The sequence below is a fragment of the Pseudoalteromonas ruthenica genome (genome assembly GCF_008808095.1).
GTDB classification, from domain to species: Bacteria; Pseudomonadota; Gammaproteobacteria; order Enterobacterales; family Alteromonadaceae; genus Pseudoalteromonas; species Pseudoalteromonas ruthenica.
In genome coordinates this window covers 637062-659276 of sequence record NZ_CP023396.1, presented here as the reverse complement: position 1 = coordinate 659276, position 22215 = coordinate 637062, and the positions used below count along the sequence as shown (strand labels likewise).

Annotated in this window: 20 protein-coding genes; 12 read left to right on the top strand and 8 right to left on the bottom strand. The window is 46.6% G+C overall.

All coding sequences use genetic code 11. The features are described from left to right. Positions 1 to 160 precede the first annotated feature (160 nt). The 5 genes from PRUTH_RS03185 to PRUTH_RS03165 all read left to right on the top strand — a co-directional run bounded on the left by PRUTH_RS03185 (position 161) and on the right by PRUTH_RS03165 (position 7450). Positions 161 to 799, top strand: coding sequence for a DUF1826 domain-containing protein (locus tag PRUTH_RS03185; protein ID WP_151172506.1), 639 nt, complete (start codon positions 161 to 163; stop codon positions 797 to 799). A 54-nt stretch (positions 800 to 853) separates the two neighbouring features. Continuing rightward, on the top strand, positions 854 to 1765 hold the full coding sequence (gene folE2, locus PRUTH_RS03180; RefSeq protein ID WP_151172505.1) for a GTP cyclohydrolase FolE2: 912 nt from the start codon (positions 854 to 856) through the stop codon (positions 1763 to 1765). Between the two features lie 138 nt (positions 1766 to 1903). After that, on the top strand, positions 1904 to 3076 hold the full coding sequence (locus PRUTH_RS03175; RefSeq protein WP_138509079.1) for an efflux RND transporter periplasmic adaptor subunit: 1173 nt from the start codon (positions 1904 to 1906) through the stop codon (positions 3074 to 3076). 3 nt (positions 3077 to 3079) lie between these two features. Beyond that, positions 3080 to 6241 (top strand): efflux RND transporter permease subunit, encoded by a 3162-nt coding sequence (locus PRUTH_RS03170; RefSeq protein WP_151172504.1) that lies wholly within the window; start codon positions 3080 to 3082, stop codon positions 6239 to 6241. A gap of 273 nt (positions 6242 to 6514) precedes the next feature. After that, positions 6515 to 7450 (top strand): hypothetical protein, encoded by a 936-nt coding sequence (locus PRUTH_RS03165; protein ID WP_151172503.1) that lies wholly within the window; start codon positions 6515 to 6517, stop codon positions 7448 to 7450. Positions 7451 to 7612: 162 nt separating this feature from the next. On the opposite strand, the gene PRUTH_RS03160 is transcribed toward PRUTH_RS03165, so the two are convergent. Next, positions 7613 to 8758, bottom strand: a complete 1146-nt coding sequence (locus PRUTH_RS03160) for a tetratricopeptide repeat protein (RefSeq protein ID WP_151172502.1) — start codon at positions 8756 to 8758, stop codon at positions 7613 to 7615. Between the two features lie 391 nt (positions 8759 to 9149). On the opposite strand from PRUTH_RS03160, the gene PRUTH_RS03155 reads away from it, so the two are divergent. The 5 genes from PRUTH_RS03155 to PRUTH_RS19415 all read left to right on the top strand — a co-directional run bounded on the left by PRUTH_RS03155 (position 9150) and on the right by PRUTH_RS19415 (position 11711). Next, complete coding sequence (locus PRUTH_RS03155) at positions 9150 to 9494, top strand: hypothetical protein (RefSeq protein ID WP_151172501.1); 345 nt, start codon at positions 9150 to 9152, stop codon at positions 9492 to 9494. A gap of 123 nt (positions 9495 to 9617) precedes the next feature. Continuing rightward, complete coding sequence (locus tag PRUTH_RS03150; protein WP_151172500.1) at positions 9618 to 10043, top strand: hypothetical protein; 426 nt, start codon at positions 9618 to 9620, stop codon at positions 10041 to 10043. Between the two features lie 204 nt (positions 10044 to 10247). Then, entirely contained in the window at positions 10248 to 10505 is a 258-nt protein-coding gene (locus PRUTH_RS19255; protein WP_257221009.1) for a hypothetical protein, read from the top strand. Positions 10506 to 10768: 263 nt separating this feature from the next. Beyond that, positions 10769 to 11266, top strand: a complete 498-nt coding sequence (locus PRUTH_RS03140; RefSeq protein ID WP_130148346.1) for a hypothetical protein — start codon at positions 10769 to 10771, stop codon at positions 11264 to 11266. A 169-nt stretch (positions 11267 to 11435) separates the two neighbouring features. Next, positions 11436 to 11711: a WapI family immunity protein gene (locus PRUTH_RS19415; protein WP_442792798.1), complete on the top strand. Its 276-nt coding sequence runs from the start codon at positions 11436 to 11438 to the stop codon at positions 11709 to 11711. Positions 11712 to 11907: 196 nt separating this feature from the next. Here PRUTH_RS19415 and PRUTH_RS03135 read toward each other — a convergent pair whose 3' ends face one another. Next, positions 11908 to 12204 carry a hypothetical protein gene (locus tag PRUTH_RS03135; protein ID WP_151172499.1) on the bottom strand — a complete coding sequence of 99 codons (297 nt, stop codon included), beginning with the start codon at positions 12202 to 12204 and terminating at the stop codon, positions 11908 to 11910. A gap of 188 nt (positions 12205 to 12392) precedes the next feature. On the opposite strand from PRUTH_RS03135, the gene PRUTH_RS03130 reads away from it, so the two are divergent. Further along, a protein-coding gene (locus PRUTH_RS03130) for an IS3 family transposase (RefSeq protein WP_151172498.1) occupies positions 12393 to 13501 on the top strand; the annotation gives its coding sequence in 2 pieces (ribosomal slippage) (positions 12393 to 12642 and positions 12642 to 13501; 1110 coding nt in all). Here PRUTH_RS03130 and PRUTH_RS03125 read toward each other — a convergent pair. The 6 genes from PRUTH_RS03125 to PRUTH_RS19250 form a co-directional block, all read right to left on the bottom strand. Then, entirely contained in the window at positions 13484 to 14464 is a 981-nt protein-coding gene (locus PRUTH_RS03125; protein ID WP_151172497.1) for a S66 family peptidase, read from the bottom strand. The two genes, PRUTH_RS03130 and PRUTH_RS03125, sit on opposite strands and share 18 nt — an antisense overlap. Before the next feature lie 127 nt (positions 14465 to 14591). Then, on the bottom strand, positions 14592 to 15068 hold the full coding sequence (greA, locus tag PRUTH_RS03120; protein WP_022946185.1) for a transcription elongation factor GreA: 477 nt from the start codon (positions 15066 to 15068) through the stop codon (positions 14592 to 14594). 46 nt (positions 15069 to 15114) lie between these two features. Further along, the gene (gene carB / locus PRUTH_RS03115; RefSeq protein ID WP_022946184.1) at positions 15115 to 18333 is read right to left on the bottom strand and encodes a carbamoyl-phosphate synthase large subunit; all 3219 of its coding nucleotides are present in this window, start codon (positions 18331 to 18333) and stop codon (positions 15115 to 15117) included. Positions 18334 to 18351: 18 nt separating this feature from the next. Further along, entirely contained in the window at positions 18352 to 19488 is a 1137-nt protein-coding gene (gene carA / locus PRUTH_RS03110; protein WP_151172496.1) for a glutamine-hydrolyzing carbamoyl-phosphate synthase small subunit, read from the bottom strand. Positions 19489 to 19697: 209 nt separating this feature from the next. Next, a complete protein-coding gene (dapB, locus tag PRUTH_RS03105) occupies positions 19698 to 20504 on the bottom strand; it encodes a 4-hydroxy-tetrahydrodipicolinate reductase (RefSeq protein WP_151172495.1) in 807 nt (268 codons plus the stop codon). Positions 20505 to 20759: 255 nt separating this feature from the next. Then, the gene (locus tag PRUTH_RS19250; protein ID WP_257221008.1) at positions 20760 to 20882 is read right to left on the bottom strand and encodes a hypothetical protein; all 123 of its coding nucleotides are present in this window, start codon (positions 20880 to 20882) and stop codon (positions 20760 to 20762) included. Here PRUTH_RS19250 and PRUTH_RS03100 point away from each other — a divergent pair. Next, positions 20881 to 22194 (top strand): Na+/H+ antiporter NhaC family protein, encoded by a 1314-nt coding sequence (locus tag PRUTH_RS03100; RefSeq protein ID WP_045980323.1) that lies wholly within the window; start codon positions 20881 to 20883, stop codon positions 22192 to 22194. The two genes, PRUTH_RS19250 and PRUTH_RS03100, sit on opposite strands and share 2 nt — an antisense overlap. Positions 22195 to 22215 lie beyond the last annotated feature (21 nt).

Below are 22215 nucleotides of genomic sequence, written 5' to 3'. Positions count from 1 at the left end.
CGCTCACCTCTTCATGATACAAATTCGCAGTATACCATAGCCCGCTTCGAGCCATGACCCTGTCTATGCAGAGCACAACATAAATGATATGTTATAACAAACCGCGAATAACGAGAGATGCTATGCAAGTAACACCGTCCCATGCCCCTGATGCGCCCCCGTGCATCAGCCAAAAACAGCGAGAGCGTCAAGCAATGTTGATGTATTACCTTCAATTTACCAGCCAGCTCATAACATCGTCATTTGGAAGCGCGCACTCGCAACAACGATACGCGGGCAAATCCAAACCCTTATTCAGGCGCAGCCAAATCTCGCATTGACTTCGACGGTGAGTGCAAAGTCAGTACTTCACACCTTGCAAAGTAACTTTGATAACCACCAAGATTATCAGGCCTTGTTCAGCGATATCTCCACATTAGTGGATATGTTCAGCTGTTTGCTTGACTGTGAACACGTTGGTTTACGGCTAAAAGTGCTTAGCCAAGCCATGTGCCCTCGGTTTCATGTTGACCGCGTGCCCGTGCGCTTAGTGGCCACTTACCAAGGCCCGGGGTCGCAGTGGCTAGCCCACGCCGATGCAGACTACAGTAAGCTTGGCAGCGGCAATCAAGGGCTCAGTGACGAAAAATCAGGGCTGTATCGCCATGCTGAGCATATTCATCAATTACAAGCAGGTGATGTGGCACTGCTCAAAGGACAACTTTGGCCTGACGGTGAGCACAGCGCATTGGTGCATCGCTCACCCCCACAACATGATCAGCAACCACGGTTATTACTGACTCTCGATGGCATTTTTTAGCCCTGTATAGCTGCATTTAATAACCCCCACACCGACTAACCAAATGAGGAAAAAATGGGCCATTTACCTGATATTACTGCAGTGCAACCAGCAGATACCGCTTTAACGCTGAAATGGGTCGGGATGGAGCACATTGCCCTACCCATACACATTCCAATTTCCAGCTCGCAGGTACAGCAAACTCATGCACAAGCGGATGTTTTTGTCAGCCTAGATAGTAAGCAGGCAAAAGGGATTCATATGTCACGGCTTTATCAAATACTGAACCAGCATTTGAGCAACAAAGCGATGACACCCCATCGCTTAGAGCATCTGCTTCGCGAGCTTATCAGTTCACAGCAAGGGCTAAGCCACAGTGCCAAGCTGCAGTTGAGTTTTGACCTTATACTCGAGAAAAAAGCCTTAATCAGCGATAAGAGCGGGTACCAAGGCTACCCGGTGACGCTACATTGTGAATATCAGCAAGGCCAGTTTACTATTGAGCTCGGCTTGTCTATTCCTTATTCCAGCACCTGCCCTTGCTCCGCTGCATTATCGCGCCAAGCTCTGAGCGACGTTATTGCCTGCGAGTTTACAGACGATGCCATCGACAAGAACACATTGCTCAACTGGCTAAGTAGCGAACAAGGCTCTATCGCCACGCCGCACAGTCAGCGTTCATTCGCCTATATTCACATGCAGATGCAAGGTCATACCTTGGGCTATATCAGTGATCTTATCACCGAGTTCGAGGCCGTCATTGCCACCGCCGTGCAAACCGCAGTGAAAAGAGAGGACGAGCAAGCCTTTGCCAAGCTCAATGCCGAAAACCTGCTGTTTTGTGAAGACGCCGCCCGGCGTATAAAACAGGCGTTGCAGCACAAACCCAGGCTACTCGGTTATTGGTTTAAGGTTGAACATCAAGAAAGTCTGCATGCTCATAACGCAGTCGTCGTTGACTATAAACGGATGTCAACGCTGGAATAAACAGCGTTGCATTGAAGTTGCCGCCTATTATTTTCGCGCTGCTGACACATAATTCATGGTTTGTTACATCTTCCACATACCTGTAAACATCATTCACGATAGTATTAAGCTGTCATCGAAATATACGGGAGCAACACTGTGGCTAGTAAAAAACAAATATTTTTGCCGCTAGGAGTATTGGCAGGCGCCATTGGGGTGTTTGTCGCCCTCAGCGCCATGAAGTCGCCGCCACCACAAAAAGCACAACAGGATATCGCCCCTCTGGTTGAGGTAACGCCAGTGGAATTAACGGACGTAACATTAAAAGTGCATTCGTATGGCGAGGTTATGGCGCAAGAGCAAACGGAGCTTGTGGCGCAAGTAAGCGGTCAGGTAGTCTCTGTTTCTGAGCAATTTGTAAAAGGTGGCTTTGTTGCCAAAGGCGATGAACTGCTGCGTATTGACCCGAATGATTATGAAGCGGCGCTCATTGAGGCGCAGGCAGGTCTAGCTCAAGCTCAATCAGCACTAGAAATTGAACAGGCACAGGCACATGTGGCTAAAGCTGAATGGCAGCGTATTAAAGACAATGCCAATGAGGTGATCCCCTCAGAGCTGTATTTACGCAAACCGCAACTGGCAGAAAAGCTCGCCAACTTTAGAGCTGCACAAGCGCAAGTGAAACGCGCCAAACGCAATTTAGAGCGCACCTCGATTCGTGCCCCCTTTGATGCCTTAGTAACAGCAAAAAATATTAGTTTAGGTAGTGTTGTCAGCCCAGGTAGTAAACTGGGTCAAGTCGATGCCACCGACATTGCCAAAGTGCGTTTACCGGTTGCCAATCACGATATGCAGTATCTTGTCGACGGCGGCGTCGGCGCGAAAGTCAGTTTGCAAAGCGATATTGCTGGCAAAGCGGTGACTTGGCAAGGCACCATAGTGCGTAATGAAGGCGTGGTTGATAAACGTTCACGCATGACCTATCTGGTCGCCTATGTAAACACCCCTTACCAACACAGCGTACCGCTGCGTTTTGGTGCCTACACCAATGCGACTATTACTGGCAAACAACTGCGAAATGCGGCAATAATCCCCAGCCACTTAATCAAAGAAAATCGCGTCGCACTGTTGAATAACGACAATACTTTGGAATTCAGTGCCCTTAATGTTATTCGCGAACAAGACGGTATGGCTTATGTTGACACCGGTTTGACTACCGGAGAGCAACTCATTACCTCAGCGCTTGAATACCCTACTGAGGGCATGGCGCTGCGCTTAAATGATGAGCCAACCCAGAAGCCACACACGCAATTGGCACTGAAAGAGGACTAAGTGATGACGCAGCAAAGAGAAAAAGGCTTAATCGCTTGGTTTGCGCGTAATCCGGTGGCAGCCAACTTATTGATGGTATTCATCATTGTTGGCGGTATCCTTAGCGCCCTATCTATTCGCAAACAAATGTTCCCACAGTTTGAGAATAACTGGTTAAGTATTCAGGCGGTTTATCCCGGTGCGGCCCCTCAAGAGGTTGAAGAAGGGATCACCATCAAGGTTGAGGAGTCTTTACAGGGCTTGGAGGGGATCAAACGTTTGATCACCTACTCTAATCGTGGCTACTCACAAAGCTGGATTGAGGTCGAAGAGTCTTACGACCCGCAAGAAGTGCTCGATGAAGTAAAAATGCAGGTCGATGCAATTTCCAGTTTCCCTGCGGAGATGGAGCGCCCTAATATTCGCCGGCAAAAGTTTACTCAGGAAGTCATGATTTTGGCTCTCTACGGCGATATGAGTAATTATCAGCTTAAGGAGCTCGGGAATAAGCTGCATGATGAAATGCTCAGTCTGCCGCTAGTGAACTTAGTCGAATTTAACTCCGGCTTGGATTACGAGATAAGCATTGAAGTCAGCCCCGATAAGCTGCGCGAATATGGCCTTACCTTCCGCGATATCGCCACGGCGGTGCGTAACTTCTCGGCCAATATGTCTGCCGGACAAATCCGCTCCGATAACGGCTACATATCCATGCGCGTGGAAAAACAAGCCTATCGCGGTAATGAATTTGAGAAGCTGCCATTAATTACCCTTGAAGATGGTGCACAAGTCTTTCTCGGGGATGTGGCCACCATTCAAGACGGCTTTGAAGAAGGCCTACAATATTCGAAATACAATGGTAAAAACTCGCTGATGTTCGAGGTGGCAGCCTCCAAAGATCAAGATATCACCCGCGTTGCTGCGGTAATGGATGACTACCTCAAGCGCAAAGAAACCGAATTACCCGCAGGTGTTAAATTAACGCCTATGGTCGATTTAACCTACTACCTCGAAGGGCGTCTCGATATGATGATCGAGAATATGATTTGGGGCGGTGTGTTAGTCATGCTGATGCTAGCCATGTTCCTGCGCATTCGGTTGGCCTTTTGGGTGATGATGGGGTTACCGGTGTCCTTTCTCGGCGCTTTCCTGATGATGCCCGTGGGGCTAGACATCACCATTAACCTTGCCTCACTGTTCGCTTTTATTCTGGTTCTGGGGATCGTTGTAGACGATGCCATTGTGGTGGGCGAGTCGGCCCATGCGGAGATAGAAAAGCATGGCCAGAGTTTAGATAACGTCGTACGCGGCGTAAAACGCGTCGCGGTGCCCGCCACCTTTGGTGTGCTCACCACCGTGGCCGCTTTTTTACCGCAAACACTCGCTTCCGGCCCTGGCGCAGCATTCAGTAAGGCCATAGGCGGCGTTATTATCCTCTGCTTACTGTTCTCCTTGGTGGAATCAAAACTGATCCTTCCAGCGCACTTGGCGGCGATGAAAAACCGCCCGGTTAACCCACGCAACCCGTTGCATCGCTTACGCAGTCGCTTTGATGCGGGGTTAAAGTACGTGATTGAATCACTATACCGCCCTGCGGTTACCTGGTGCATTCACTACCGTTACACCGTCATTGTGGGCTTTTTGGGTATTTTAATTGTCAGTGCGGGGCTATTCGCCGGTGGACTCATTAAGTTTATCGCCAACCCAAAAATCCCCCATGATTTCCCTGGCATTAATATCGAAATGAATCTCGCCAGTTCAGAGAGCGCAACCTTGGCTACGGCTCGCAAAATTGAGCAAGTGGTGCTCGATGTTGAAAAGCAAATTGAACAGCAATACGGCCAGCCAATGATCCGCGATATTTCTGTCAACATGCAAGGACGCACTAACGCTCGCTTGATGATGGTATTAGTAGAACCGCATTTGCGTCCTATGGATACCTTTGCACTCAGTGCTCTGTGGCGTGAAAATATGCCGCCACTGCCGGGACTGAAATCAATGACCATCGACGATAGCATCATGAATGGCGGCGGTCGTGATGATGGCGATATCAGCTTCCGTTTAGAGGGTCGAGATAACGAACAATTGAAAGAAGTGGCCGCCAAACTCAAAGATAAACTTGCCACCATGGCCGGTGTGGGTGATATCAATGACTCCATGCAAAGCGCCACCGAAGAAGTACAGCTGGATTTAAAACCTATTGCCTACAGCTTAGGGCTGACCTTGGCCGATGTTGCATCGCAGGTGAACTTTAGCTTTTACGGTTTAGAGGCGCAGCGCATTCTTCGCGATGGCGAAGAGTTAAAAGTGATGATCCGCTACCCCATTGAACAGCGAAACTCCATCAGTGAAATCAATGATGTGCGCATTATCACGCCTGCTGGCGCAGAAGTGCCGCTGGCAGAAGTAGCTGAGGTGACGCTGGTCGACGGTGTTAACCGCATCCGTCGCGAAAACGCCAAGCGCACGGTTAACGTGTGGGCTGCGGTAGACCCCAATCAAGCTGAACCTTTTACCATTGCCCGAGAGATCCGTGATGAGTATCTGCCAGCCTTATTGAAGAACTATCCCGGCGTACAAAGCAAGGTTGCTGGACGCGTGCAAGAGGAAATGGAAAGCGTTGCCGAGCAAATCCGCGATTTAGTGCTATCGCTGATGATTATCTTTGCGTTATTGGCGATTCCTTTGCGCTCTTACACCCAGCCCTTGTTGATCATGTCGGTGATCCCCTTTGGCGTGGTCGGCGCGGTTTATGGCCATGTATTTATGGGCATGACCATGAGTAGCCTGTCATTCTTTGGCATCATCGCCGTGGCCGGTGTGGTGGTTAACGACTCGCTGGTCATGGTGGACTTTGTCAACAAAGCGCGTGCCCAGGGCATCTCTATAAAAGATGCGGTGGTCGAAGCAGGTTGCAAGCGCTTTCGCGCTATTTTGCTTACCTCAATCACCACCTTTATCGGCCTTATTCCGATTATCACTGAAACCAGCTTGCAGGCACAGATTGTGATCCCTATGGCGGTTTCCTTGGCTTTCGGGGTGCTCTTTGCAACGGTGATCACCTTGGTACTCATTCCTTGCCAATATGTGGCACTGGAAGATGCCAAGCGTCTGATGCGCAAATGGTTCTCTCGCCCTGAGCCAGGCACCGGAGTAAGTGATAAACCGGCTGCACAACATAATTAAGCATTGTTACTAACCCAACCATAAAGCCCCGCATCGCGGGGCTTTTTTTGTTTTACTACTTATTTGAATTAACTGTGGCGTTCAGAATGAAAATGACTTATTGTTATTAATGGAGCTGAACGCCATGGCTGAGAGTGACCAAAAAGACAGCGAATTAACTACCATGCCACTTATGCAGAGCACTTTTTTATAAACCTGCTGGCAAGTGTAGTGATTAAACACTCTCCACTACATATTGAAAGTCCAGCATAGTTTATGAAGGAGAGCACTCTCATGAGTACTCAATTATCAAAACTTTGTGCAGATCACCTGCGCCAATCTTTTAACGTCCTTACTGGTGAGAAACTTAAAGCCAGCCACGCGATACAGCTAGTTGCTGCGTTTTTTGGTTATAAAAGCCATGCTGCGTTACTCGCTGAAAGAAAATATCCGCTAGATGATTTGGAAGAAGCATACATTTTTATTCCTGATGTGGAGTTAATCGAGTTAAGGCGAAAGAAGCTTAACAATTTGCCGGAAAATTTGCCAAATTCCGTAGATATTGCAAAGGAACTGGTTTCATTTCTAACCAACGGTCAACATATAGGGGCGGATGTATGGTTAAGTGATTCTTTCGAGACCTATTGTTTAGAAACATTATTAGTAAATTGCCAAGATTTAATTGACGACCAATTGTCAGGCGTAATGGCCGAAACCAATGCGGAGTTTTGGAACCAGCCTTGGTATGAAATTGAAAGCATTGAAGATAAACAAGATGAATTGTTAATTATTGCTTCCTCTAAGCTCGAAGGCGAATCTTTAGAAGATAAGCCATTCTCTGGTGATACCATAGATTTTCAAGTGCAAATTAGTTTGCCTCGAATTGCTGGCAAGCGCGGGTTCTATGAGTTCGATGTGGTTGCTGGTGGAAAAGTTAACGACGACTGGGTCGATCCAGAATTAAAATATGACACTTCGAATAACCTTGATACTTCCATTAGTCCATTGGCAACGGAGTTAGGTATATCTGATGATGAGCTAGAAGAACTTGAGTATGACGTTCATGAGAACGCAAGTAACGATGGTTTGATTTATGACTACGTTATACAGTTTTCAAAAAACAACGATCAGGAACTCTTAGCTAAAATCTCTGGATTAGATGAGTTTTTGGCTACAAGGGTCAGCGCCAATGCATTTGATGAAGCCCCAAACCCATCTGAAGAATTCTAAATAGCTCATCAATAAAGCCTCGCACTCGCGGGGCTTTATTTTTTCAGGCTCTTGTGGCTTAGGGTTTGTTTTCAAGTTTATCTGCAAGAAATTTTCTTTTTGTATATTATTTGCTCAGCGTTGATGGTGGCTTATATTCTACTATTGTATGTATAAGGTTTTTCAATTACTTGCTTTAGCTATAAATTTTTCTAAAAACCTACGATGCCTTTTTTTATGCCATGTGAGCATGGTGTCTGCTATTTTGACTGCATCTTCTTGATGCTTAACTGCGGTATCATAGTCGCCCATTTTCGCATAAGCTCTAGCTAAATTGTGGTGACTATATGCATCCAATGGATAGCGTCTAACCATTTCTGCAAAAATCTTGAGCCCTTCCTCTGGTGCTCTTTCCAGCAAGTAAAAACCTAAATTGTTAATCGACCTTTTTGGAGAGACGTCAAACCCATACTTTTGTTTCGATAAATAATCATAATGCTGAACTATGGAAGCAATACCTTGCTGAGATATATCAGACTCAGGAGCTAGACCATTATTAATATCATTGAACATCTTTTCTACTGCAACTATTACAGACAAGAGTGGAAGAGACATAAAGTAATTTTCATCAAAATGCTTGTAATGCCAATCCAGTGCTTTGGGAGCATGTGATTCTAATATTTCTTTTAGCTGGTAATAAGACGCTGCTTGATGCTCCTCTTTTATGGTCGTGCCGTGACTGAATAATAGGAACTTAGGCTCACCTTTTATTTTCGCTAACTTTGGTTGTGTCGTAGACAGTATTTTTGCGTAGTCATCTTTAATTTCTGGGCTTATGGCTATATACGCATCGAACATATCGGGTTTGTTTATTAGAGCCGATAGAGTAATTGTTCCGTTAACTCTAAACCCACTCATTATTTTAAAACCATTGGTTCTATATCTCTCATCTATTTCAGGAAGAAGCTGGGCTTCAAAAAAGTCTAATAATGGTGTCGTTTCTCCTGATGGATCAAAAAGCATCCCAGCTCTATTTCCTGGAGCTGGAGTTACAATAATTGTTTGTAACCACGGCCATTCACCATTATGACTGAGCCAATCATGCATACCTCTTAGGTATGTATCTGCATTGGGATGGAAATCAAACATTAATATGTAAGACTTCTCTTTGTTTTTGCTATAACCGGACGGCAAGGCAACATTAAACTTTAAAGGAGCTTTGAAGTTTGGGTGATTGAGCTGAATCTGATCTTGTGAGCTTTTAGTTGACGCATAGGTGTTAATGCACGATAAAAAGATGACTATCGTTAAAAAGCGTATTGAAAACATATCATTCCCTTGACCTTAGTTGACTATCTCAATGCTACCACAGTTGATGATAAAACAACCAACCTTTAGGAAGTTAATACCTGCCACGGCATTAAAGTGTTCGGTTCAACTATTGCATCGCGAAGAGTGCAGGCTCTCGCCCTCCGCTTATGCGTTATAGGTTTTCCACTGCCAAAATCTGCGATTTCAATCACCCTTCTAAGTTTTGGGATACCTTGAGGAGAAACTAAGCCTTCCTGTTGTGAGGTGTGGCTATTTCGATTAGTGTGTGATTTAACTATTTTTTAAGTTTTATTAGTGTATCTATACATAGATCACCTCCTACCTTACAAGGTTGTGTACCTTGCAAGGTCTCACTAATAATTTGTTATATGCCCTGAAGGAATCAGCTTTGTTGAAATTCGATAACATTAAATCCTTTAGTGATTGGGAAGATGAGGTAGATTTGAGTTCTGCTCATGATCTTAATGCATTTGAATTGGAAAAGTCGGGACACAAGGTCGCTTGTATCGGGCGTTCACTAGCTACTATAGAGCAATGTGAATCTGAATGCGAAACACCCTCTAATGTTTCAGAAGATTCATTAAAAGTATCCATTTACCCTGACAAAGATCTCTCACCTACTGAACCAGTTCATGAAATTTTCATTGCTGCCAACAGATGGGGTAGTAGTGACGTGATCTTGAGAATGGGAGATCGGACATTTAGAGCTAAGTGGGTTGAAGATGGCATATAACAAGTTACTACAGCCAGACGCCCAGCATTCCGCAATTTTGTGTTGCTCGCTTCGCTCAAACATTAACACAAAATCGCTCCATGCTCGGCGCTGCTGAGTAAAGCGTTATCTCTCACGGATGTTATGGACTCAGCAGAAATCACAAAAGCGACAATTGAGTTTGCAGTAAAACACGGACTGGGAAAAAGCCCCGAATTGAAGTATTTGTATAATGCCATCACCTCTTCTCCCAAACACGAACGTTATAAAGGCCTCATGGGTGTTTTCGCAGTTCAAATGAGAGAAGATCGGCTCAAAGTTCAAACGTTTACTGGTCGCCTTCTATTGAAAATAAACCCCAAGGCAACAGAGCGGTGCGAAGAAGCTATTTTTCGCCTTCTACCACACTGGGATGTAAGTGCAGAAGAAGTCGTGTTTTACCTCAGAGAGCAGTTCGGGAAAGAAAATATGCTGACTGCAATAAACAATCTGAGAGCTGGCCAACTTTCAGACTCAGACTTTGCACAATTAGATACTGTTGTACACTGGTTGGGCTGTTGTGAGAGATAACAAACCAATATAGTCGCTCACTGCGCTCGCTGGGACACAAACACGTAGGCTCCCATCGCTTCGCTCAGGATTTTAGCCTACGTATTTGTGCCCCTAATTGGGGTGTTATATTCCCTTATAGATATGAGCAAACTCGAACAGAAGATACATGAATTTAGCTGTAGGAAAGAGCATGAGAAACTCGTCTCTAGTTTAGACCCTTTGATGCGCGCATTTTTTGAGTCTGTCCCAAGAACAGATAGGAAAGAGGCAGTTAGAAATTTAACTCTTTCTAGTTGGAATAACGGTGAATTTAAGCCTAGTCGTGAGAGTGTAGTTAGCTGGAGTCGAACTGAATATCTCGATTTCCCATCTACGATAATAGATATCAAAAAATTGAAAATTCCTGACCATTATACAGGTTGGCTAAGTTTTGATTTTCAAGGAATGCATTATCAAATGAGTGCCAAAGGTTTTAAATAAAACTTATTTGGTATCATGCAATTACTAGCTTGCGAAAATGGTGGTTTTAGAAATTTGTCCTGGGTCGGAGAGTCACTGGATTTTGGAGTTATCTTTGAGTTCAACGAAAACCAAAGCCCTCAATTTGAAGTCTGTGTTTGGGGAATATAACAAATTAATCAAACAATGGACGCAAAACAGCAGGCTTGCGCTCATTCTTCGCTTAGTTTAGCCTGCTATTTTTCGCCGCTTATTAAGGCGTTAATTTTAACAAAGGGAGTTGTATGAAAGTCCAAAGATTATTAATTTTATTATTAGTGTGTTTTCACTCTTTTCTATATGCAAGCGAGAGCCCTAAACATAGTCATAAGCAGATAGTTGAGGTTGTTGATGAGTTTATGTTGGCTATCAAGAATAAAGATGAGCAGTCTTTTACTAACCTTTTTTATAGCAATAACGTACCATGGCTTGGAGTAAACCCAGAAAAGAGAAAAGGAAACCTACCAAGTAACGACGGGATTATATATGCGACTCACCTTGGCTTTATTGGCTGGATTGCTTCATCCGAAGAGAATATTGAAGAGAAGTATTGGGATCTAACTATAAAATCAGATGGTGAAATTGCTTCGGTATACTTTAAGTACAGTTTTCATATCGGGGATTATAAAATGAACTGGGGTGATGAAACGTGGGATCTGATCAAAACCATAGATGGATGGAAAATAGTGTCTGTTATTTATTCAGCTACATATAATCCAAATCCGCGCTCTGATAAGAACTAACAGAGATTAAAAGTGATAAAACTGCCAAACTATTTTTACCCATTGACCAAGCGTTAGGTGCGCATGATATTAATTGGCAGCAGTGAAATGAACATATTAGCATAAAGCTAAACTCAGAGTTTTCCTCTGATGGCATGGCGCAGGCTGCTGTTAATGTGCGAGTGAATGGATTTATAGCGGAAGAGCCTATTTAGATTTATATGCGTTGCAATCATTTCAAAGCTCTTTAACCGTACTTACTCAAAAGCTTAAAGGGGTCGCAACACTTTTTCCTCTTGAAGATCAGTTTACTGTCAGATTAGCGGGAGATGGTAAAGGTCATATAGCAGTAACTGGGCACGTATTTGAAGAAGCCGCATATGGTTCTTGTTTGAAATATGAGTTTGGCATTGACCAAACATATTTACCGGGCATACTTTCATCAATAAATGCGTCGTTAAAATAATCAACACTGGCGCACCTAATAAGCGCCTTAAAATGGACGAAAGCGCTTGGTTTGCGCTGTTCCGTTGCTGAGTTTAGCCTGCTATTTTTTGGCGTTCACAGCAAGCGTTACTACCGTGCGCTTCTTGTACTAAGCTGACCATCCAGCCAGCCTATTTCCATTGTATTAGTGCAAAATGAAATTACCGATATAAAGTTTAATCCTTGTGCGACAACAGTGAATACAGCGCATCGATACGTTTATTAATGCGCTTGTGTTGATTGTGCATGTCAAAGCCCTGAGCGAATATCAAAATCACCAGCACATAGAGTACTGGTTCGCTCAGCACCTCTGGGTACATGGCTTGTAATAGCAGTACCACCAGCAAATTGCTAAGCAAACGCGCCACCCAGCTTTTCCATGTAGGGCGCAAATTATTAAACGTGGCTAAGTGTTGTTGTTGACGGCGTTGCTCCTCTAAACACCACTGCGCCATCGCTTTGTCCTTTTGCATTTATTAACTCCTTAAAAATTATATATCAACCTTTGTATATCGCGCTGTTAGCGATAGTGCTGCACTAGGCTAAGTTCACCCTGTTTAAATTCACACTCAGTATCGGCACCATTAACCATTGTCCACTTCCCATAAACTGAGACAGACATAATTAGAGTTTTCTGTAATGATTAATGCAGGAGACGACTATGAAAAAATCACGCTATACAGAATCTCAGATCATCGCAGTATTAAAAGAAGTCGATGCGGGTAGGAAGGTTGAGGAAGTGTGCCGTCAGCACGGTATCAGTAGTGCAACCTATTACAACTGGAAGTCCAAATACGGTGGGATGGAAGCCTCTGACGTCAAACGGTTGAAGGAGCTTGAAGAGGAAAATGCCAAGCTTAAAAAGATGTTTGCAGATGTTAGTTTGGAAAATCATGCGATTAAGGAGCTTTTCGCAAAAAAGGGTTGGTGACAGCGGATAAACGAGAATGCGTCAGCGTAATGGTTGGTGCGGGGCTAAGTATCGTAAGGGCTTGTCTGTTTGTTGGCATTGGCCGTTCGACCTTTTATCGCCCTGAACGAGACTGGCGTAAAGCAGATGCTGCTGTCATTGATGCTATCAATGCCGAGCTTGAGAAGTCGCCACGAGCAGGCTTCTGGAAGTGTTTTGGCCGAATGCGCTTCAAAGGCTTTCCCTTCAACCATAAGCGCGTTTATCGCGTGTATTGCCAGATGGGGCTGAACCTAAAACGAAGAACGAAACGTGTGCTACCCAAGCGAATTGTTCAGCCCTTAGAAGTGCAGGAGCAAGCCAATCACCAATGGGCGCTCGATTTTATGCATGACACATTGTATTGCGGTAAACGATTCAGAACGTTAAATGTGGTGGACGAAGGAACGCGAGAGTGCCTTGCAATTGAAGTGGATACCTCGTTGCCCGCTAGCCGTGTCGTACGCGTGTTAGAGCAGCTTAAGGCTGAGCGCGGATTACCGAATCAGCTGCGCGTAGATAATGGCCCAGAGTTAATATCGGCCACCCTGACTGATTGGTGCGAGGCCAATCACATTGAGCTGATGTATATCCAGCCTGGCAAGCCGCAGCAAAATGGCTTTGTTGAACGCTTTAACGGTTCATTCCGCAGAGAGTTTCTTGATGCCTACTTGTTTGAGAATCTCAGCCAAGTGCGAGATATGGCTTGGTTCTGGCGATTGGATTATAACGAAGAAAGAACCCATGAAAGTCTCGGAAACCTGCCACCGGCTGCTTACCGAGCAAAACTGGAAGATTCTAATTTAGAACTGTGTCATTAACGGGGAAATGGACACCATGACCCAGTTGGGCGCAACATGACCAATATCAGCATCGAGAACAACCGGACACGCCACTCCTTGGAGGGCGTAATCGAGGGCATCATAGTAGCTAAAATCTCCCTGCTCTAGGCACAATGAGCGCCCGAGAATAATGCCACTGAGATTCTCTAATCCTCCAGTGGCGCGCACCGCCAATAAGCCCCGAGCAAATTGTGACGGGCTCAGCTCGGCATTTTCCAAATACAAAATCACACCTTGACTGTAATGTGTTCGCCACTGCTTTAGGTCTAACAGCGAGCTGCATAACAAAGGAAACAATGTATCGGCGCAGCCACCGATTAAACGTCCAGCAAACTGCGCTGAGTGCGACCCTGATAACATACGCGTGTGAGTTGGCGTATCTCCCTTAAAAACGGCTTTGGGATGCGTGCGGTAGTTGGGGTGTGTCGCCTGATAATATTGGCTACTGCGTTGTTGCAATTGCTGGCCTAAGCTCAAGTTCAGCGCCGTAAATACTTGCTCAACCTGAGCACTGCGGTCATTGATGCCTAATTGCATTAAATTAGCACAGTGCATGGTTGCCCAATGGCAGCGATAGCTTAATACGGCACTAATGGTGCTGATATCGGAAAACCCTGTTAACCACTTAGGTGCGGCATTGGCTAAGGCATCAAAATCCACGTGGGGCAATAAATCTAAAGCGAAATCCCCACCCCAAGGCGGCATAATTGCAGCCACCGTCTCATCCAATAGCAGTGTCATCAGCTCATTGGCGCGCGCTTCAGGAGAGGCGCTCACTAACCCTTGTTTTCGTAGCGAGTCGCCCTCTCGTACTTGAAAGCCGCGTTGCTTGAGGCCCTCCAGTACATAATCCAAACGTGGCCAAAAAGGCGCATCGACACCTGAGGAGATCGCGGGAACGGCGATAGTATCACCGGGTTTTAACGGTGCAGGGTAACGCATGGGAGCTTCCTTGTTGAGTCATTTGCGCAGGCTATGATGCGCAGTACACGGTTTCCCTGCGCAAGTGCATCACTGCCATAAAAAAGCCCGCGTCAAGGCGCGGGCTTTTTAGAATGAATACGCTCGCTTAGAGGTATTCAACTTCGATAATTTCGTATTCCACCGCACCATTAGGTGTTTCAATGTTTACGCTGTCGTCGAGCTGTTTGCCGACAAGACCGCGAGCAATGGGTGAATTAACCGAAATCAGGTTATTTTTAATATCCGCTTCGTCGTCACCAACAATGCGATAACGTACTTCTTCGTCGGTATCCACATTTAATATGGTGACCGTGGTGCCGAAAATCACTTTGCCATTGTTCGGCATTTTAGTGACGTCGATAATTTGCGCATTCGACAGTTTCGCTTCAATTTCTTGAATACGACCTTCACAGAACCCCTGCTGCTCACGGGCAGCGTGATACTCAGCGTTCTCTTTCAAATCTCCGTGTTCACGCGCTTCGGCGATATCAGCGATGATCTTTGGACGCGTTACTGTCTTTAATTCGTTTAACTCTTCACGCAATAGCTCTGCACCGCGTGCGGTCATTGGAATTTTTTGCATAGTTTTCCCACTTACGGTAGGCCGCAGCAACACTGCGGCCAAGCGCTTAGTTTACTCGTTGGTGTAACTCTTGAACTGACGCTACGTGGCCACGATCGTCTGCTGAGTTAGCCGTACAGTTGGCAAACGCAGCATTCAAGGTGGTGGTGTAGTTTGTCTTGTGCATCAAGGCGCCACGACGTAACACTTTGGAATCCTCAATCGCTTGGCGACCTTCGGTGGTGTTTACGATGTAGCTGTACTCGCCGTTTTTAATGCGGTCAAGGATATGAGGACGGCCCTCAAATACCTTGTTTACACGGCGAACTGCGATGCCCGCATCTTCAAGCGCTTGCGCTGTCCCTGAGGTTGCGTCTAGTTCAAAGCCTAGTTCAGTCATGGTTTTAGCAAGCTCGATAGCTCGCGCTTTGTCACCATTACGTACTGATAGTAACGCGCGACCACCGCGTGGTAAAGCATTACCTGCTCCAAGCTGCGCTTTTGCAAAGGCTTCGGCGAAAGTATCACCAACGCCCATCACTTCACCGGTAGAACGCATCTCTGGGCCACGAATTGGGTCAACACCTTGGAATTTAGCAAAGGGTAACACCACCTCTTTAACACTGTAATAAGGTGGAATGGTCTCTTTGCTGATGCCTTGGCTCGCTAGGCTTTGACCAGCCATACAACGCGCCGCTACCTTAGCTAATGGCACGCCCGTCGCCTTTGATACGAACGGAATTGTACGCGCGGCACGAGGGTTCACTTCAATCAGGTACACTTCACCGTCTTTAACCGCGAACTGAGTATTCATAAGACCAATTACGCCCAGCTCAAGCGCCATGTTGCGCACTTGCTCACGCATAACATCTTGAATGTCTTGGCTCAGTGTATGGGCAGGTAGAGAACATGCCGAGTCACCAGAGTGTACCCCTGCTTGCTCGATGTGCTCCATAATACCGCCGATAATAACGGTTTCACCATCACACACTGCGTCTACGTCAACCTCAATGGCATCATCAAGGAAGTGGTCCAAAAGCACTGGGGCTTCATTAGACACCGATACCGCTTCATTCATGTAGCGGCGTAGGTCGTCTTCATCATAAACGATTTCCATCGCTCGACCACCCAGTACATAAGAGGGGCGAACCACCAGCGGGAAGCCAATTTCTTTTGATTTGGCAATCGCCTCTTCTTGCGACGTGACGGTGGCATTTTCAGGTTGCAGCAGGTTCAAACGCTCAACCATTTGCTGGAAACGCTCACGGTCTTCTGCACGGTCAATGGCATCCGGTGAAGTACCAATGATTGGTACACCGTTCGCTTCTAGAGCGCGCGCCAGTTTCAATGGCGTTTGTCCACCGTATTGCACGATAACGCCTTTTGGCTTTTCAACACGGGCAATTTCCAGAACATCTTCAAGGGTGATTGGCTCGAAGTATAGGCGATCTGAGGTGTCGTAGTCTGTTGACACTGTCTCAGGGTTACAGTTCACCATGATGGTCTCATAACCGTCTTCGCGCATCGCCAGTGCTGCGTGCACACAACAATAGTCAAACTCGATACCTTGACCGATGCGGTTTGGACCGCCACCGATAACCATGATTTTGTCTTTGTCTGAAGGCGCCGCTTCACACTCTTCATCATAGCTTGAGTACATGTAGGCAGTGTCTGAGCTAAACTCAGCTGCACAGGTATCCACGCGCTTGTATACGGGCAGAATATTCAGCTGCTGACGCTTTTTACGGATTTCTTTTTCCGACACACCGGCAAGCTCAGCAATACGCGCATCGGCAAAACCTTTACGTTTTAAAGCGCGTAAGAAGTCGCCAGTAAGACCTGCTAGACCGCCTTCTTTGACTTTTTCTTCGTCTTTGATGATGTCTTCAATTTGCACCAGATACCAGCGGTCAATCTTAGTTAAATTAAATACATCTTCCACGCTCATACCATGGCGCATCGCATCGGCGATGTACCAGATACGCTCAGCGCCCGGCTCACGTAGCTCGCGAGTGATTTTCTCAATCGCGCCTTTTTCACCAATAGGCAATACCGGGTTAAAGCCAGTCGCGCCTACTTCTAATCCACGTAGTGCCTTGTGCAGTGACTCTTGCTGATTACGACCAATAGCCATTACCTCACCCACCGACTTCATCTGTGTGGTTAGGCGGTCATTAGAGCCGGCAAACTTTTCAAAGTTAAAGCGTGGAATTTTCGTAACAACGTAGTCAATAGACGGCTCGAATGACGCCGGAGTTTTGCCACCGGTGATATCATTTTGCAGCTCGTCCAGGGTATAACCCACAGCCAATTTGGCAGCGATTTTTGCAATCGGAAAACCAGTCGCTTTTGAAGCCAATGCCGATGAGCGTGACACTCGAGGGTTCATTTCAATAATGACCACGCGGCCGTTATCTGGATTAACGCCGAATTGTACGTTAGAGCCACCGGTTTCTACGCCGATTTCACGCAGTACCGCCATCGAGGCGTTACGCATGATTTGGTATTCTTTGTCGGTCAGTGTTTGTGCCGGCGCTACAGTGATTGAGTCACCGGTGTGTACGCCCATAGGGTCGAAGTTTTCAATTGAGCAGACAATGATGCAGTTATCATTTTTGTCCCGCACAACTTCCATTTCGTACTCTTTCCAGCCCAGTAAGCTTTCGTCAATCAACAGCTCATTGGTCGGCGATAGGTCAAGACCTCGCGTACAGATTTCGTCGAACTCTTCCATGTTGTAAGCCACACCGCCGCCGGTGCCGCCCATGGTAAATGACGGGCGAATAATACATGGAAAGCCAATGCGCGAAAGCACATCGTGGGCTTCATCCATAGAGCGCGCAATTTCCGCACGCGGACACTCAAGGCCAATATTTTTCATCGCAGCGTCAAAGCGTTCGCGGTTTTCCGCTTTATCAATGGCATCCGCCGTGGCACCGATAAGCTCAACGTCATACTTAGCAAGCACGCCATGCTTATCCAGCTCGAGTGCACAGTTCAATGCGGTTTGTCCGCCCATGGTTGGCAGCACCGCATCGGGCTTCTCTTTGGCGATGATTTTCTCTACTACTTCCCAGTGAATAGGCTCGATGTAGGTGGCATCGGCCATTTCTGGGTCGGTCATAATCGTAGCAGGGTTAGAGTTAACAAGGATTACCCGGTAACCCTCCTCTTTAAGCGCTTTACAGGCTTGAGCACCCGAGTAGTCAAATTCGCAAGCTTGACCGATAACGATCGGGCCTGCGCCTAAGATAAGAATGCTTTTTATGTCAGTACGTTTTGGCATTATTACTCCGGTCTTAAATTAGTTAGATTGCGCTTGCATCAGTTCGATAAAGTGATCGAACAACGGGGCTGCGTCATGGGGGCCTGGGCTAGCTTCTGGGTGGCCTTGGAAACTAAACGCAGGCTTATCGGTGCGGTGGATACCTTGTAAGGTGCCATCAAACAACGATTTATGTGTCGCTCTAAGGTTCTCTGGCAAGCTTGCTTCATCCGCCGCGAAGCCATGGTTTTGCGCAGTGATCATCACTACACCACGGTCAAGGTCTTTTACCGGGTGGTTACCACCGTGGTGGCCAAATTTCATTTTTGCAGTGCTTGCACCTGAAGCCAGTGCTAATAGTTGGTGACCAAGGCAAATGCCGAAAATAGGGATGTTTTTATCAAGGAAGGTTTTAATGGCGTCAATGGCGTAAGTACAAGGTTCTGGATCGCCGGGGCCGTTAGAGAGGAAAATGCCATCGGGATTAAGCTTTAACACCTCTTCTGCCGAGGTTTGTGCCGGCACCACCGTGAGCTTACAGCCTCTATCCACCAACATCCTGAGAATGTTGCGCTTAACGCCAAAGTCGTAGGCAACCACATGAAACTTTTCATCCTCAGCGCTTAGGGTTTTAAAGCCCTCGCCCAGTGTCCAGCTCGTTTCGCGCCACTCGAATGGCTCGCTGGTACAGACTTCTTTGGCTAAATCCATGCCTTTCAACCCAGGGAAGGCTTGCGCCGCTTCCAGGGCTTTATTCTCATCAACCTCATCGCCCGCGATGATACACCCGTTTTGCGCCCCTTTATCGCGAAGGATACGAGTCAACTTACGGGTATCGATATCGGCGATGCCTAAAATGTTACGTTCTTTTAGGTACTCGTCGAGCGATTGTTGGTTGCGGAAATTACTCGCTAGCAGTGGCAAATCGCGGATAACTAGGCCTTTAGCCCAGATACGTGCCGCTTCTTCGTCTTCGCTGTTAGTACCCGTGTTCCCGATATGCGGGTAAGTCAGGGTAACGATTTGTTCGGCATATGACGGATCAGTCAAGATTTCTTGGTAACCAGTCATCGACGTGTTGAATACTACTTCACCCACTGACATGCCGTCAGCGCCGATCGCAGTACCGCGAAACACTGTGCCGTCTTCTAGGACTAACAGAGCGGATTTAGTCAAGTTAACCTCCTAACAGTAAAAAACGGGAGTAAAAATGACCGATTTACTACCCGTTTGCAGCGCTTGGTTATACGCATTATGAAATTTTGGCAAATTGACGATATTCTACACGAGAGTCGGAGAAAGATCTAATTAAAAGTTTGTAAATATAAAAAACAGCACCTATTCAATGAAAAGCTCCCGAAACTCGTAAAAACACCCTTAAAGTTCTATAGTTCGAGCACATCTTGCATAGTATAAAAGCCAGGTTGCTTATTTTGCACCCACTTCGCAGCCCTCACTGCTCCTTGCGCGAACGTCATTCTTGAGCTTGCTTTGTGTGTTAATTCAAGCCTTTCACCCATTAATGCAAAGTAAGCCGTATGTTCACCAACTATATCGCCACCTCGTAGCACCGAATAGCCAATTTCCTTTTGAGATTTGGCCTGCTCACTTTGTGAGCGGTCATACACAGCGACGTCATCATGTTGCCATTGTTTGGCTTCGGCAATGGCTTCACCAAGGGCTAATGCGGTCCCTGATGGCGCATCAATCTTATGGCGGTGGTGAGCTTCGAAAACCTCTATGTCGGCGTCATCACCCATTTTCTGCGCTGCCGTTTGCACCAAATTAAGTAATAAATTAATACCGACGCTAAAGTTACGGGCAAAAACAATGGGGATATGCTCGCTGGCATCATACAAACGCTGCATTTGTTGCTCATCAAGCCCGGTGGTACCAATCACCATCGGCGTGCCTTTAGCAACGGCGATATCAAGGTGAGCCAGCATGCCAGCAGGAAGGGTGAAATCAATCAGCACGTCACACTGACTTTGCTCATCGAAGGCGCTAAAAGCTAAGCCCTCAGCGTGTTCGTTTAAGTCTTTAACTACAGTGTTGACGTTGACACCGAGCAGTTGTGAGTGCGCGCGTACATAAGCGCCTGCGAGCTGCGTGTCACCATCATTATTGGTTGCAGCTAATAACACTTGCCCCATTCGGCCATTGGCACCGAGTACCCCTACACGAGCAGACATATATTTTCCTTCAATCAATGAAATACTGATAGCCTCTATGCTAACGCAGATGCACAGGGTGCGCGAGTGAGAAAGATTCAAAACAATGCCCTGCGGCCATGTCGTGAGCGATTTCATTTTAGGCCCAGGGTAAGCCCGCTAATTATGGCTAAGCGCTCGATAATGTTAATTTTTTGTGTTACTACTGAGTAAAATAACAACAACCACAATGAACGTCGTAGACTTTAGCCGTCCATACGTATAAACTGCCCAAAATTACGCGCCGATTTGGTCTTTGGCTTGCGGGCGCACGCAGGGGTTGATGGACAAATCATGCGAAAGAAATACAGCTAAAAGAAGAACTTTTGGCTGTTGGCGATCATTTTTTGAGGTATTCATGCAGCCTACTTACAACGCAACAACGGCAAAACTGTCGTTGCTTCCACTGCTTATTTTTGTCGCGCTATTTTTGGGCACTGGATTGTATTTGCAATCGCAAGGTGTCGATTATGCGTTTTACCAACTCCCTGCCCCAGTCGCGATTCTACCAGCCATCGTTATCGCCTTTTTGATAACAAAACAAAGTATTAATGCCTCGGTGGAAACCTTTATTCGTGGTGCTGGGCATAGCAACATCATCACCATGTGTTTGATTTATCTATTGGCTGGCGCATTTTCCGCTGTTGCTGGAGCCACTGGCGGCGTTGATGCTGTGGTCAATGCCGGCCTGTCTTTTATTCCTGCAAGTATGCTATTACCTGGGCTGTTCCTAATAGCCGCGATAGTATCGACGGCTATGGGCACGTCTATGGGCACCATTGGCGCCATCGGCCCAATCGCCCTTGCCGTCTCGGCGAAAACAGGCATCGACCCTGCACTTATGGCGGGTACTATCGTCTCCGGGGCCATGTTTGGCGATAACTTATCGATCATATCTGATACCACCATTGCGGCTACACGCACCCAAGGCTGCGAGATGAAAGACAAATTCCGTGAGAATTTAAAAATCGCCCTGCCTGCCGCCATTTTAACTATTACATTATTGGTCATGCTCACACCACCGCCACAACAGGTAGAAGTAGCGGAGTTTGACTGGCTCTTAGTGTTGCCGTATTTCTTTATTCTTGTGCTTGCGGTGATGGGACTGAATGTCTTTGTAGTGCTCTTTAGCGGCATAATCTTCGCAGCAATAATGGGCTTTACAGGCGACTACCAAGGCTCCGCCTTTGTAAAAGACGTTTATCAGGGTTTCAGTGACATGCAAGAGATTTTCTTGTTATCCATGTTCATCGGTGGCCTGTCGGAGTTTATTCGCCGAGGTGGGGGGCTGGATTACCTTGCCAATAAAATTCAAGCGTTGACCAAAATCATTGCCCGTTTCAACCGCAAGGTGGCTGACCAAATTGGTATTGCGCTGCTGGTGATGACATCGAATTTGTGTATTGCCAATAACACGGTCTCCATTATTGTCGCAGGCCCAGTGGCTAAAAAGCTCGCAGACGATGGCGACATTGCAGCAAAACGCTCGGCCAGCTTACTGGATATTTTCGCCTGTGTACTACAAGGCTCATTGCCTTACGGCGCCCAAGCTCTGTTACTAGGTGCAACGTTTAGCATTAGTCCATGGCAGGTATCAACCTCGGCTTATTACTGCTTCATCTTGGCTGTCACGGCAATTATTACCATCATACTGCGGCGCCATCGCGGTTAAATCAACGCCATGCAGATGGTG